Origin of the sequence: Lysobacter sp. CA196 (assembly GCF_052078695.1) — a bacterium.
In the GTDB taxonomy this organism is placed as follows: Bacteria; Pseudomonadota; Gammaproteobacteria; order Xanthomonadales; family Xanthomonadaceae; genus Lysobacter.
Map to the genome: position 1 here is coordinate 168,226 of NZ_JBQJIN010000006.1, position 13,521 is coordinate 181,746.

General features: G+C 67.5%; 10 protein-coding genes. All 10 read left to right on the plus strand.

Translation table 11 applies throughout. From position 1 onward, the window contains the following. Positions 1-104: 104 nt before the first annotated feature. The 10 genes from hrcA to ACTOWK_RS08330 all read left to right on the plus strand — a co-directional run bounded on the left by hrcA (position 105) and on the right by ACTOWK_RS08330 (position 13,517). On the plus strand, positions 105-1,172 hold the full coding sequence (hrcA, locus tag ACTOWK_RS08285) for a heat-inducible transcriptional repressor HrcA (RefSeq protein ID WP_441329753.1): 1,068 nt from the start codon (positions 105-107) through the stop codon (positions 1,170-1,172). A 437-nt stretch (positions 1,173-1,609) separates the two neighbouring features. Continuing rightward, on the plus strand, positions 1,610-2,125 hold the full coding sequence (gene grpE, locus ACTOWK_RS08290) for a nucleotide exchange factor GrpE (RefSeq protein ID WP_441329701.1): 516 nt from the start codon (positions 1,610-1,612) through the stop codon (positions 2,123-2,125). A gap of 229 nt (positions 2,126-2,354) precedes the next feature. Beyond that, entirely contained in the window at positions 2,355-4,271 is a 1,917-nt protein-coding gene (gene dnaK, locus ACTOWK_RS08295; protein WP_441329702.1) for a molecular chaperone DnaK, read from the plus strand. 212 nt (positions 4,272-4,483) lie between these two features. Beyond that, positions 4,484-5,617: a molecular chaperone DnaJ gene (gene dnaJ, locus ACTOWK_RS08300; protein ID WP_441329703.1), complete on the plus strand. Its 1,134-nt coding sequence runs from the start codon at positions 4,484-4,486 to the stop codon at positions 5,615-5,617. A 282-nt stretch (positions 5,618-5,899) separates the two neighbouring features. Continuing rightward, on the plus strand, positions 5,900-6,637 hold the full coding sequence (gene dapB / locus ACTOWK_RS08305) for a 4-hydroxy-tetrahydrodipicolinate reductase (RefSeq protein WP_441329704.1): 738 nt from the start codon (positions 5,900-5,902) through the stop codon (positions 6,635-6,637). 379 nt (positions 6,638-7,016) lie between these two features. Beyond that, complete coding sequence (carA, locus tag ACTOWK_RS08310; protein WP_441329705.1) at positions 7,017-8,186, plus strand: glutamine-hydrolyzing carbamoyl-phosphate synthase small subunit; 1,170 nt, start codon at positions 7,017-7,019, stop codon at positions 8,184-8,186. Continuing rightward, on the plus strand, positions 8,183-8,587 hold the full coding sequence (locus ACTOWK_RS08315; RefSeq protein WP_441329706.1) for a four helix bundle protein: 405 nt from the start codon (positions 8,183-8,185) through the stop codon (positions 8,585-8,587). The genes carA and ACTOWK_RS08315 overlap by 4 nt, the downstream gene beginning before the upstream one ends. A gap of 3 nt (positions 8,588-8,590) precedes the next feature. Further along, positions 8,591-11,842 carry a carbamoyl-phosphate synthase large subunit gene (carB, locus tag ACTOWK_RS08320; protein ID WP_441329707.1) on the plus strand — a complete coding sequence of 1,084 codons (3,252 nt, stop codon included), beginning with the start codon at positions 8,591-8,593 and terminating at the stop codon, positions 11,840-11,842. Between the two features lie 214 nt (positions 11,843-12,056). Next, a complete protein-coding gene (greA, locus tag ACTOWK_RS08325; protein ID WP_036149007.1) occupies positions 12,057-12,533 on the plus strand; it encodes a transcription elongation factor GreA in 477 nt (158 codons plus the stop codon). A 42-nt stretch (positions 12,534-12,575) separates the two neighbouring features. After that, on the plus strand, positions 12,576-13,517 hold the full coding sequence (locus ACTOWK_RS08330; RefSeq protein WP_441329708.1) for a phosphoglycerate mutase: 942 nt from the start codon (positions 12,576-12,578) through the stop codon (positions 13,515-13,517). The last annotated feature ends 4 nt before the right edge of the window (positions 13,518-13,521 follow it).

Sequence of the window (13,521 nt, forward strand, 5' to 3'; positions counted from 1 at the left end):
CGATGCCGACGCAGCGCGCATCGCAGGGCGGCGGATACGGACCGTCATCGGCGAATCCGGGCAAGGCGCTTGCGCCGGCCGGCGTGCGCGCCTATATCCACAGCATGAATCGCCGACCGCCCGACCCGAGCCTCGACCCGCGCGCGCGGCAACTACTGCGCACGCTGATCGGCCGTTACATCCACAGCGGCGAACCGGTCGGATCGCAGACCCTGGCCAAGCACGCCGGCCTCGACGTCAGCGCGGCGACGATCCGCAACATCCTCGCCGACCTGGAAGACGTCGGTCTGCTCAGTGCGCCGCACGCCTCGGCCGGGCGCATCCCGACCGTGCAGGGCTATCGCTTGTTCGTCGACTCGCTGCTGCAGGTGCGGCCGTTGCCGGAAGGCGAGGTCGCGCGCCTGCGCAGCGAGCTGCCGTCGGGCTCGGGCACCCAGGCCCTGCTCGGCAGCGCGTCCGAGCTGTTGTCGGCGATGACCCACTTCGTCGGCGTGGTCAGTGTGCCCAAGCGCGAGCAGTTCGCGTTCCGGCGCATCGACTTCGTGCCGCTCGACGCCCAGCGCGTGCTGGCGATCCTGGTGTTCGCCGATCAGGACGTGCAGAACCGCATCATCCAGACCCGCCGGCCCTACGACGCCGGCGAGCTCGAACGGGTCGCCAACTACCTCAACGCACACTTCGCCGGCCGCCCGGTGGCCGAGATCCGCGCGACCCTGCTGGTGGAACTGCGCAACGCCCAGTCGGAGATGCAGTCCCTGCTCGCGCAGTCGGTCGAGCTGGCCGAGCAGGTGCTGATGCCGGACAACGACGACATGGTCCTGGCCGGGCAGACCCGGCTGATGGGGGTGCAGGAGCTGGCCGACCTGGACCGCCTGCGCGAGCTGTTCGAGGCCTTCGCCCGCAAGCGCGAGATCCTGCAACTGCTCGAACGCACCGTGCGCGCCCCCGGGGTGCGCATCTTCATCGGCGAGGAGACCGGCCTGGCGCCCCTGGAGGGCGTGTCGTTGGTGACCGCGCCGTACACCGCCGGCGGCCGCGTGCTCGGCGTGTTGGGGGTGATCGGCCCGACCCGCATGGCCTACGACCGGGTCATCCCGGTGGTGCAGGCGGCCGCGGATGCGCTGGGGGATGCGTTCGGGGAACCGAAAGGGACTGAAGCCGAGGGGCAGTGACCGGTCCCGGAAGCCCTGGGTAGGAGCGGCGCAAGCCGCGACTGCGATGCCTCGGTTGAGGTTGGGCTTGAGGGTTCTCGGCTTCGGGCCGGGCCGGGCCGGGGGGTATCGCGGTCACCGAAGGGGACTGAGGCCGGGTGGCAGTGACCCGTCCCGGAAGTCCAGGGTAGGAGCGGCGCAAGCCGCGACTGCGATGCCTCGGTTGAGGTTGGGCTTGAGGGTTCTCGGCTTCGGGGTTCGGCCGGGGTTTATCGCTTCGGTTGGTCGCGGCTTGCGCCGCTCCTACCCCGGGGCGGGTCCCGGCGATTGTCCCGAACCGCTCCACGAAACCCGCGGCTCGCCGCCGATGGCGGCCGATCGGCGCAGATCCCGGCACTTGAATGCCGCCGCGCCGGCCCCATTGCTGGCCTGTCGCGGAAAAACCGCCAGGACCCAGCATGAACCAACACGATCCCTATTCCGAACTCAATCCGGCGGCCCAGGACGATGTCCCGGGCTCCGAGGTGTCCGAAGTCGAGGCGCTGCGCGCCGAGCTCAGCAAGCTGCGCGAGGACACGCTGCGCGAACGCGCCGAACTCGACAACCAGCGCAAGCGGGTGTCGCGCGACGTCGAGATGGCGCGCAAGTTCGCCAACGAGCGTCTGCTCGGCGACCTGCTGCCGGTGATCGACAGCCTCGAGGCTGGCCTGGCCGTGGCCGGCGACGACGCCAGCGCGCTGCGCCAGGGCATGGAACTGACCTTGCGCCAGCTGCTCAAGGTCGCTGGCGACAACGGTCTGGTCGCGGTCGACCCGGCCGGCCAGCCGTTCAACCCCGAGCATCACCAGGCCATGAGCATGGTGCCGGCGCCGGGCGTGGCACCGAACCACGTGGTCCAGGTCTACCAGAAGGGCTGGCTGCTCAACGAGCGCCTGCTGCGTCCGGCGCTGGTGGTGGTCGCCCAGGACGCCTGAACGAACCCGGGACGGTCCCGGCCGCGGCTTGCCGCGGTCGCGAAACCGAAGCGGGGTGCGGCGCGAGCCGCGAACGGACGTTCCGGGAAGGGCCGGGACGGACGTCACGAGGGCGGGGCACGGGCGCTTGAACTGCCCGGCACCTAGCCCCAGATAACGGACATCGGCGGCACGGCGCATAGCGCGGACCGCCCCAACTATTTCAAGCATTCGAGAGGGAGCACTACGTATGGGCAAGATCATCGGCATCGACCTGGGCACCACCAATTCCTGCGTCGCAGTGATGGAAGGCGGCAAGGCCAAGGTCATCGAAAATTCCGAGGGCGACCGCACCACGCCGTCGATCGTCGCGTTCACCAAGGACGGCGAAGTTCTGGTCGGCGCGTCGGCCAAGCGCCAGGCGGTCACCAATCCCAAGAACACCTTCTATGCGGTCAAGCGCCTCATCGGTCGCAAGTTCAGCGATGCCGAAGTGCAGAAGGACATCGGCCTGGTGCCCTACAACATCGTCGCGCACGACAACGGCGATGCCTGGGTCGCGACCCTCGACGACAAGAAGATGGCGCCGCAGCAGATCTCGGCCGAAGTGCTGGGCAAGATGAAGAAAACCGCCGAAGCCTACCTGGGCGAGCCGGTCACCGAGGCGGTCATCACCGTGCCGGCCTACTTCAACGACAGCCAGCGCCAGGCGACCAAGGACGCCGGCAAGATCGCCGGCCTGGAAGTCAAGCGCATCATCAACGAGCCGACCGCGGCGGCGTTGGCCTACGGCATGGACAAGAAGGGCGGCGATCGCAAGATCGCGGTCTACGACCTCGGCGGCGGCACCTTCGACGTGTCGATCATCGAGATCGCCTCGGTCGACGGCGAGATGCAGGTCGAAGTGCTGTCGACCAACGGCGACACCTTCCTCGGCGGCGAAGACTTCGACAAGCGCGTCATCGACTACTTGGTCGAAGAGTTCCAGAAGGACCAGGGCATCGACCTGCGCAAGGACCCGCTGGCGCTGCAGCGCCTGAAGGACGCGGCCGAGCGCGCCAAGATCGAGCTGTCGTCCTCGCAGCAGACCGAAGTCAACCTGCCGTACGTGACCGCCGACGCCTCGGGTCCGAAGCACCTCAACATCAAGCTGACCCGCGCCAAGCTGGAGTCGCTGGTCGAGGATCTGGTCAAGAAGACCATCGAACCCTGCCGTATCGCCCTCAACGACGCCGGCCTGCGCGCCAGCGACGTGGCCGAAGTGATCCTGGTCGGCGGTCAGACCCGCATGCCCAAGGTCAGCCAGGCCGTGGCCGAGTTCTTCGGCAAGGAGCCGCGCAAGGACGTCAACCCGGATGAGGCGGTTGCTGTTGGTGCGGCCATCCAGGGCGGCGTGCTGGCCGGCGACGTCAAGGACGTGCTGCTGCTCGACGTGACCCCGCTGTCGCTGGGCATCGAGACCCTGGGCGGCGTGTTCACCAAGATCATCGAGAAGAACACCACGGTGCCGACCAAGGCCTCGCAGACCTTCTCGACCGCCGAGGACAACCAGTCCGCGGTGACCGTGCACGTGCTGCAGGGCGAGCGCGAACAGGCCCGCTTCAACAAGTCGCTGGCCCGCTTCGACCTGTCGGGCATCGAACCCTCGCCGCGCGGCATGCCGCAGGTCGAGGTGTCGTTCGACATCGACGCCAACGGCATCCTGCACGTCAGCGCCAAGGACAAGAAGACCAACAAGGAGCAGAAGGTCGAGATCAAGGCCGGCTCGGGTCTGTCCGAGGAAGAGATCGCCAAGATGGTCGCCGACGCCGAAGCCAACCGCGAGGAAGACCAGAAGTTCCACGAGCTGGTGCAGGCGCGCAACCACGCCGACGGCCTGATCCACATGGCCCGCAGCACGATCAAGGAGCACGGCGAGAAGTTGCCGGGCGACCAGATCGGCCGCGCCGAGGCGGTCATCGCCGACCTCGAAACGGCAATGAAGGGCGACGACAAGGGCCAGATCGAGGCCAAGTCGAAGGCGCTGGAAGAAGCCGCGCAGTCGCTGTTCGCCGCGGCCCAGGCCGCGCAGCCGGACGCCGGCGGCGCCGCTGAAACCGGTTCGGCCAAGTCCGAGGACGTGGTCGACGCGGAATTCACCGAAGTGAAGGACGACGAGAAAAAGTAAGTCGGCACCGGAATGGGGGATCGGGAATGGACAGGAAAGGGCTGCGGCCTGTGACGTCCAACTCCCGGTTCCCCGTTCCTGTTTCCGCGACACGGGCGCGGCGGTCCGGTTTCTGCGTTTGCAGGAGCGATGGTCCGAGGATTCACTCCGTGCCGCGGCTTGCGTTCTTATCTCTTGCCTGATCCCGATTACCGAGTCTTAAGCTTCCGCCCATGAGCAAACGCGACTATTACGAAGTGCTGGGCGTTGCGCGCAACGCCGGCGACGACGACCTCAAGAAGGCCTATCGCCGCTGTGCGATGAAACACCACCCGGACCGCAACCCGGGCGACGCGACCGCGGAGGCCGCGTTCAAGGAATGCAAGGAGGCCTACGAGGTCCTGGCCGACGCCAACAAGCGCCGCGCCTACGATCAGCATGGCCACGCCGCGTTCGAGCACGGCATGGGCGGCGGTGGCGGCGGTCCCGGCTACGCCGACATGGGCGATATTTTCGGCGATATTTTCGGCAACATCTTCGGAGGTGGCGGTGGCGGCGGTTCGCGCGCGCCGCGCCGCGGCGCCGACATCGGCTACGTGATGGAGCTGTCGCTGGAAGAAGCGGTCGGCGGCATCGAAAAGCAGATCGAAATCCCGACCCTGGACGCCTGCGACACCTGCGAAGGCAGCGGTTCGGCCGACGGCAAGGTCGAGAACTGCACGACCTGCGGCGGCCGCGGCCAGGTGCGCTTCCAGCGCGGCATCTTTTCGATGCAGCAGACCTGCCCGCATTGCAACGGGCGCGGCCAGAGCATCGCCAACCCCTGCGCCGACTGCCATGGCCAGGGCCGGGTCGAACGCACCAAGACCTTGTCGGTGAAGATTCCGGCCGGCGTCGACAACGGCGACCGCATCCGCCTGACCGGCGAAGGCGAGGCCGGCCCGACCGGTTCGCCGCCGGGCGATTTGTATGTGGAAGTGCGCGTGCGCGAGCACGAGATCTTCCAGCGCGACGGCGACGACCTGCACTGCGAAGTGCCGATCCGCATTTCCCAGGCCGCGCTCGGCGACACCATCCGGGTGCCGACGCTCGGCGGCGAAGTGGAATTGCGTATTCCGGGCGAAACCCAGAGCGGCAAACTGTTCCGTCTGCGCGACAAGGGCGTCAAGTCGGTGCGCAGCCGCAAGCCGGGCGATCTGTACTGTCGCGCCGTGGTCGAGACGCCGGTCAATCTGACCCCCGAGCAGCGCGAGCTGCTGGAGAAGTTCGAGACTACGTTCGTGGGTGAGGGGGCGCGAAAGCACTCGCCACGGTCCTCCACCTTTCTCGACGGGGTCAAAGGATTCTGGGACCGCATGACGTCCTGAGTCGGGTCGTATCGAATGTGCGTTAGGGAAAGGGGCTTCGGCCCCTCTTCGTGGGTGTCGTTGCGCAGCGGCGATCGGCGCGGTGGCTGTCGAGGCGATGTCGCATCCGTGATGGTTCCGCAGCATGGGGCGGTTCGCAGTCGCGGCTTGCGCCGCTCCTACCCCAAAAGCAACGAATGCAAAGGGTAGGAGCGGCGCAAGCCGCGACCGCGGAGTTTCCGGTCGCGCCGCGATCCACCCACCGTGCATGACATACGCCCGCGCAGCCGCTAGCCTGCGCGCATGAGCGAGCACACCAAAACCCCGGTCCGTCTCCTGATCCACGGCGCCTCCGGGCGTATGGGCCAGGCCCTGTTGCGTCTGGCCGCCGAGCGCCAGGACTTGAGCGTGGTTGCGGCGTACTCGCGTTCGCAGCCGGCCCAACGGGTCATCGACGGGGTGCCGCATTTCGCCGTCGCTGAGCTGTCGGGCGCGCCGGAGTTCGACGTCGCCATCGATTTCAGCCTGCCGCAGGGCTTCGACCCGGTGCTGGCCCTGTGTGCGGCGCGCGGCAAAGCGTTGGTGTCCGGCACCACCGGGCTCAGCTCGGCGCAGAATGCCGCGATCAACGACGCCGCCAACGGCATCGCCGTGGTCTGGGCGGCCAACTACAGCCTCGGCGTGGCGGTGCTGACCGAACTGGTGCGGCGCGCAGCTGCAGCCTTGCCGGGCTGGGACTGCGATGTGATCGAGGCCCACCACACCCGCAAGCTCGACGCGCCCTCGGGCACCGCCTTGCACCTGGGCGCGGCCGCGGCGATCGGCCGCGGCGAGGAGCCGCATTACGCCAGCCTGCGCGCCGGCGACATCGTCGGCGAGCACACGGTCCAGTTCGCCGCCGCCGGCGAGCGTCTCGAGCTGATCCACCGCGCCACCAATCGCGACATCTTCGCCCGTGGCGCGCTCGAAGCCGCGCTGCGCGTCGCCCACCAGGCGCCGGGGCGCTACGGGCTGGCCGAGCTGATGTTTCCGAATCTTTGATCGACCTGTCGGTCGTCACCGGGGCCTGAACCCGGGCGGCGCGGGGCCTCAAGGGGCGGTGCGCCAGCTCGGGAATGACCGCGCCAGGGCCGGCGGAGCGGAGCGCCCAGGCTTCGTTCAGGCGCCGGAGGCGTATCGGGCGCGCCGCCAGCGCGATAAATCCGCGGCGAACGGGTCGCGCCGCCGCTGCCTGAACGAGCCGGGCCGCTGCAATCCGGGCAAATTTTAGCTGGCTTCCGGAGCCCATCGCCGCTAGAATTCCGGCTCGCCTGAATCCCGAACGCCGGACCGGTCCCGCACCGCGTCCGCGCTTTGCTGCAAGTCGGTTTTGCCGATGTCGCGCACGGGATCAGATCCTTCGGCAGCCAAGGCGACCCCCGTGACCCAACCCGCAATCCTCGCACTCGAAGACGGAACCGTGTTCGAGGGCGTTTCCGTAGGCGCGCCCGGCCTTAGCGTCGGCGAAGTCGTATTCAATACCGCGATCACCGGCTACCAGGAAATCCTCACCGATCCTTCCTATGCCCGCCAGTTGGTCACGCTGACCTATCCGCACGTCGGCAACACCGGCTGCACCGACCAGGACGACGAAGCGCGCCAGGTCTGGGCCTCGGGCCTGATCGTGCGCGACGTGCCGCGCCGTCCCAGCAACTGGCGCAGCCAGGTCGCGCTGCCGCAGTGGCTCAGCGAGCGCGGCGTGGTCGCCATCTCCGACATCGACACGCGCAAGCTGACCCGCTTGCTGCGCGACACCGGCGCCCAGAACGGCGCGCTGATGGCCGGTGCGGCTCTTAATGAGCATTTGGACGTGGCCAAGGCGCTCGAAGCCGCGCGCAAGTTCCCCGGCCTCAAGGGCATGGACCTGGCCAAGGAAGTCTGCACGCGCGAGCGCTACGAGTGGACCGACGGCCAGCTCGACCTGGACCGCAACGCCTTCGTCAACGTCGAGTCGCGCTTCCACGTGGTGGCCTACGACTTCGGCGTCAAGCTCAACATCCTGCGCATGCTCGCCGAGCGCGGCTGCCGCGTGACCGTGGTGCCGGCGCAGACCCCGGCCGCCGAGGTGCTGGCGCTGAATCCGGACGGCGTGTTCCTGTCCAACGGCCCCGGCGATCCGGAACCCTGCGATTACGCGATCGCCGCGATCAAGGAATTCGTCGCCCGCAAGATCCCGACCTTCGGCATCTGCCTCGGCCATCAGCTGCTCGGCCTGGCCTCGGGCGCGAAGACCCTGAAGATGAAGTTCGGCCACCACGGCGCCAACCATCCGGTCCAGGACCTCGATTCGGGCCGGGTGATGATCACCTCGCAGAACCACGGTTTCGCGGTCGACGAGTCCAGCCTGCCGGCCAATGTGCGGGTGACCCACCGCTCGCTGTTCGACGGCAGCAACCAGGGCATCGCCCTGACCGATGCGCCGGCCTTCAGCTTCCAGGGCCACCCGGAAGCCAGCCCGGGCCCGCACGACGTTTCGCCCTTGTTCGACCGTTTCGTCTCGTCGATGCGGGACTCGGGATTCGGGACTCGGGACTCGAAAGGAGCGGGATGAGCATCTCGCACTTCCGCGAACTGGAAGTCTGGCGCTTGGCGATGTCGCTGGCGAAGCAGGTCTATCAACTGACCGGCGACTTTCCTCGCGACGAGCGATATGGCTTGAGTTCCCAGCTACAACGCTCGGCGGTATCGATTCCATCGAATATCGCCGAAGGCAATGCCCGGCATAGCACCCGGGACTACGCGCGATTCGTGTCGATGGCGCTGGGTTCCTCTGCCGAGTTGCAAACACAGTTGATCTTGTCCGGCGAGTTGATGCTCGGCGATGAGACGACACGCACGATCGCTATCGAAGAATGTGAACGGGTGGGGCAGATGCTGCAACGCCTTCATCAGTCCCTTATTCGCAGGCTTGAGACCGAGTCCCAAGTCCCGAGCCCCGAGTCCCGGAGTTAAAACATGCCCAAGCGTACCGACATCAAAACCGTCCTGATCATCGGCGCCGGCCCGATCGTGATCGGACAGGCCTGCGAATTCGACTACTCCGGCGCGCAGGCGTGCAAGGCGCTGCGCGACGAGGGCTACCGCGTCGTGCTGGTCAATTCGAACCCGGCCACGATCATGACCGACCCGAACATGGCCGACGCCGTGTACATCGAGCCGATCAACTGGCAGACGGTCGAGAAGATCATCGCCAAGGAAAAGCCCGACGCGCTGCTGCCGACCATGGGCGGCCAGACCGCGCTCAACTGCGCGCTCGACCTGGCCGACAACGGCGTGCTGGAGAAGTACAACGTTGAGCTGATCGGCGCCAAGCGCGACGCCATCCGCATGGCCGAAGACCGCGAGCTGTTCCGTGTGGCGATGAAGGAGATCGGCCTGGAATGCCCGAAGGCCGAAGTGGCGCGCACGCTGGAAGAAGCGCTCGATATCCAGACGCGGGTCGGCTACCCGACCATCATCCGCCCCAGCTTCACCCTTGGCGGCAGCGGCGGCGGCATCGCCTACAATCGCGAAGAGCTGATCGAAATCGTCACCCGCGGACTGGAACTGTCGCCGACCACCGAAGTGCTGGTCGAAGAATCGGTGCTGGGCTGGAAGGAATTCGAGATGGAAGTGGTCCGCGACACCGCGGACAACTGCATCATCGTCTGCTCGATCGAAAACTTCGATGCGATGGGCGTGCACACCGGCGACTCGATCACGGTCGCGCCGGCGCAGACCCTGACCGACAAGGAATACCAGCGCCTGCGCGATGCCTCCATCGCGGTGCTGCGCAAGATCGGCGTCGACACCGGCGGCTCCAACGTGCAGTTCGGCATCAACGCGCAGAACGGCCGCGTGGTGGTGATCGAAATGAATCCGCGCGTGTCGCGTTCCTCGGCGCTGGCGTCCAAGGCCACCGGTTTCCCGATCGCCAAGATCGCCGCCAAGCTCGCCATCGGCTACACCCTGGACGAGTTGCGCAACGAGATCACCGGCGGTGCGACTCCGGCCTCGTTCGAGCCGAGCATCGACTACGTCGTTACCAAGATCCCGCGCTTCGCCTTCGAGAAGTTCCCGCAGGCCGACGCCCGCCTGACCACCCAGATGAAGTCGGTCGGCGAAGTCATGGCGATGGGCCGCACCTTCCAGGAATCGCTGCAGAAGGCCCTGCGCGGTCTGGAAACCGGCAAGGTCGGCCTGGACCCGACCGGCCTGGACCTGGGCAACGAAGTCGACCTGACCAAGCTGCGTCGCGAACTGAAGGAGCCGGGCCCGGAGCGCATGTTCCACATCGGCGACGCCTTCCGCGCCGGCATGAGCGTCGAGGAGGTGCACGCGCTGTCGTTCGTCGACCCCTGGTTCCTCGACCAGATCGAAGAGCTGATCGCCAGCGAACGCGAGATCGCCGACGGTGGCCTGGGCGCGCTCGACAAGACCCGCATGCGTGCGATCAAGCGCATGGGCTTTTCGGACGCGCGCATCGCCCAGCTGACCGGCACCGACGAGACCGCGATGCGCACCCTGCGCCGCGCCATCGGCGTGCGCCCGGTGTACAAGCGCGTCGACTCCTGCGCCGCCGAGTTCGCCACCAGCACCGCCTACATGTACTCGACCTACGAGGACGAGTGCGAAGCCGCGCCGAGCAACCGCGACAAGATCATCGTGCTCGGCGGCGGCCCGAACCGCATCGGCCAGGGCATCGAGTTCGACTACTGCTGCGTCCACGCCGCACTCGCCCTGCGCGAGGACGGCTATGAAACCATCATGGTCAACTGCAACCCGGAGACGGTTTCGACCGACTACGACACCTCCGACCGCCTGTACTTCGAGCCGCTGACCCTGGAAGACGTGCTCGAGATCGCCGACCTCGAAAAGCCCAAGGGCGTGATCGTGCAGTACGGCGGCCAGACCCCGCTCAAGCTCGCGCGCGCGCTCGAAGCCAATGGCGTGCCGATCATCGGCACCAGCCCGGACAGCATCGACCTGGCCGAGGACCGCGAGCGCTTCCAGCAACTGGTGCAGGAGCTGGGCCTGGCCCAGCCGATCAACCGCACTGCGCGCAACCCCGACGAAGCACTGCTGCTGGCCGGCCAGATCGGCTACCCGATGGTGGTGCGCCCGAGCTACGTGCTCGGCGGCCGCGCCATGGAAATCGTCTACTCCGACGCCGACCTGACCCGCTACATCCGCGACGCGGTCAAGGTCTCGAACGATTCGCCGGTGCTGCTCGACCGCTTCCTCGACAACGCCGTCGAGGTGGACGTCGACATCATCGCCGACCGCGAAGGCCACGTGCTGATCGGCGGGGTGATGGAGCACATCGAGGAAGCCGGCGTGCACTCGGGCGACTCCTCGTGCTCGCTGCCGCCGTACTCGCTGTCGGCCGCCACCCAGGAACGCCTGCGTCAGCAGGTCGTGGCCCTGGCCAAGGCGCTCAAAGTCATCGGCCTGATGAACACCCAGTTCGCGATCCAGACCGACGCCGAAGGCAACGACACGATCTTCCTGATCGAGGTCAACCCGCGCGCCTCGCGCACGGTGCCGTTCGTGTCCAAGGCCACCGGCATGGCGCTGGCGAAGATCGCCGCGCGCTGCATGGTCGGCCAGACCCTGGCCTCGCAGGGCGCGCTCGAAGAAATCGTGCCCGACTACTACTCGGTCAAGGAAGCGATCTTCCCGTTCGCCAAGTTCCAGGGCGTCGACCCGATCCTCGGACCGGAGATGCGTTCGACCGGCGAAGTGATGGGTGTGGGCAAGAACTTCGGCGCGGCGATGGCGCGCGCGCAGGAAGCCGGCGGCATCAAGGCGCCGCCGGTCGGCAAGGCCTTCATCTCGGTGCGCGACCCGGACAAGCTGCGCGTGCTGCCGGTGGCGCAGGAACTGGTGCGCCGCGGCTACAGCCTGGTCGCGACCAGCGGCACCCAGAGTTTCCTCAGCGAGAACGGCGTCGCCTGCGAACTGGTCAACAAGGTCACCGAAGGCCGTCCGCACATCGTCGACCTGATCAAGAACGGCGAGATCGTCTACATCATCAACACCACCGAAGGCCGCCAGGCGATTTCGGACTCGTTCTCGATCCGCCGCGAGGCCTTGCAGCAGCGCGTGACCTATTCGACCACGGTGTCGGGCGCACGCGCGCTGGTGAACTCGCTGGACTACCGCGGCACCGGCCCGGTCTGGTCCCTGCAGGAACTGCACGCGCAGATCGGCGCCGCCACGGCCTGATCCGCGGCGACGGTGCCCGCACAGCGGGTCCGGCGGTCAGCCGGGCCCGCTGCGCCCCTGTCCCGTCGCGAGCCGGGCAGGGGATGCCTTCTCCCGCCTGCCGCGTTGCGGAACCCGGCGCCCCGTCACAAGGGTGTCAAGCGCGCGCGTTCCCGGCACAATGGGTCAACAATCAACTCGATCGGCCGGGACAGCCCGGTATGAGGAAGCTGGAATGAGAGCACCAATGACGGTGAAGGGTGCGCAGCGTCTGCGCGCCGAACTGGAAGAACTGAAGTCGGTCAAGCGGCCGGCGGTCATCAATGCGATTTCCGAAGCGCGGGCCCACGGCGACCTCAAGGAGAACGCCGAGTACCACGCCGCACGCGAACAACAGGGTTTCATCGAAGGCCGGATCAAGCAGCTCGAAGCCGAGCTGTCGCATGCCCAGGTCATCGACATCAGCCAGCTCAACGCCGGCTCCAAGGTCGTGTTCGGCGCTACCGTCGAGCTGGCCAACGTCGACACCGACGAAGAGCGCAAGTACCAGATCGTCGGCGACCTCGAAGCCGACATCAAACTCGGCCTGATCGCGATCTCCTCGCCGGTCGCGCGCGCCCTGATCGGCAAGAACGAAGGCGACAGCGTGGTCATCGAAGCGCCGGGCGGCACCCACGAGTACGAGATCGTCGGCGTCAGCTACGAAGGCTGACCGTGATCCTCATCCGCGCTCGCCGTGCATGACCCGCCGCGCATGAACAGCGTCACCCTGCTGTTGCCCGAACGGGCGCGTTTCGGCGGCCAGCGCCTGAGCGAGGCCTTCGGGCGCCGGCTCGGACGCGCCGATCGCAGCGTCGAGGCCGGCGACCAGGCCGCGCGGGTGTTCGACATCCTGCCGCGCGGCTGGCCGGTCGCGGCGGTGACGCGCCAGCGCGACGTCGGCAACGCCATGCTCGGCGCCTGGCTGCGCGCCGACCCGGCCTATGTGCGCCCCGATATCAACGGCGCGCGTCTGTTGGCCTATGGCGAAGCCTTGGCGCTGAGCGAGCGCGACGCTGCCGCGCTGCTGCCGGCCTTGAAGCCTTTATTCGGCGATGCCGGCTTTCCGATCGATGCGCCGACCCCGACGCGTTGGTATCTGGCATTGCCGCGCGAGGCGCGCCTGCCGCGTTTCGCCTCGCCCGAGCAGGCGCTCGGCGAAGACATGTTCCAGCACCTGCCCGGCGTCGAAGGCGATGGCCCCGAAGGCCGCCGCTGGCGTGCCTTGCTCAGCGAGGCGCAAGTGCTGCTGCACAACCATCCGCATAACGCCCAGCGCATCGCCGCCGGGTTGGCGCCGATCAATTCGCTGTGGTTCTGGGGCGCCGGCGTATTGCCCGACCACGTGCGCAGCGACTACGACGAAGTGCGCAGCGGCGACGAAGCACTGACCGCGTTCGGCGCCCAGGCCGGCATCGTCGTCGGCGAGATGCCGTCGGCCTGGAGCGCGGGCGAGGGCGCACGCTTGTTCGACCTGCGCAGCGCCCGCGACATCACTCCCTTGCAACGCGACTGGTTCGAGCCGATCGGGCTCGCGCTGGATGCCGGCGCCCTCGACCGCGTCAGCCTGGCCTTCGCCGATGGCGAACGTTTCGAGTTCGCGCGCTCGCAGCGCTGGCGTTTCTGGCGCAAGCCGCTGCATTCCCTGCAGGATTGAACGG

Bases quoted from the DNA above. Each gene is read 5' to 3' on its own strand.
- hrcA (WP_441329753.1), top strand. From the start codon at position 105: ATGAATCGCCGACCGCCCGACCCGAGCCTCGACCCGCGCGCGCGGCAA.
- grpE (WP_441329701.1), top strand. From the start codon at position 1,610: ATGAACCAACACGATCCCTATTCCGAACTCAATCCGGCGGCCCAGGAC.
- dnaK (WP_441329702.1), top strand. From the start codon at position 2,355: ATGGGCAAGATCATCGGCATCGACCTGGGCACCACCAATTCCTGCGTC.
- dnaJ (WP_441329703.1), top strand. From the start codon at position 4,484: ATGAGCAAACGCGACTATTACGAAGTGCTGGGCGTTGCGCGCAACGCC.
- dapB (WP_441329704.1), top strand. From the start codon at position 5,900: ATGAGCGAGCACACCAAAACCCCGGTCCGTCTCCTGATCCACGGCGCC.
- ACTOWK_RS08315 (WP_441329706.1), top strand. From the start codon at position 8,183: ATGAGCATCTCGCACTTCCGCGAACTGGAAGTCTGGCGCTTGGCGATG.
- carB (WP_441329707.1), top strand. From the start codon at position 8,591: ATGCCCAAGCGTACCGACATCAAAACCGTCCTGATCATCGGCGCCGGC.
- greA (WP_036149007.1), top strand. From the start codon at position 12,057: ATGAGAGCACCAATGACGGTGAAGGGTGCGCAGCGTCTGCGCGCCGAA.
- ACTOWK_RS08330 (WP_441329708.1), top strand. From the start codon at position 12,576: ATGAACAGCGTCACCCTGCTGTTGCCCGAACGGGCGCGTTTCGGCGGC.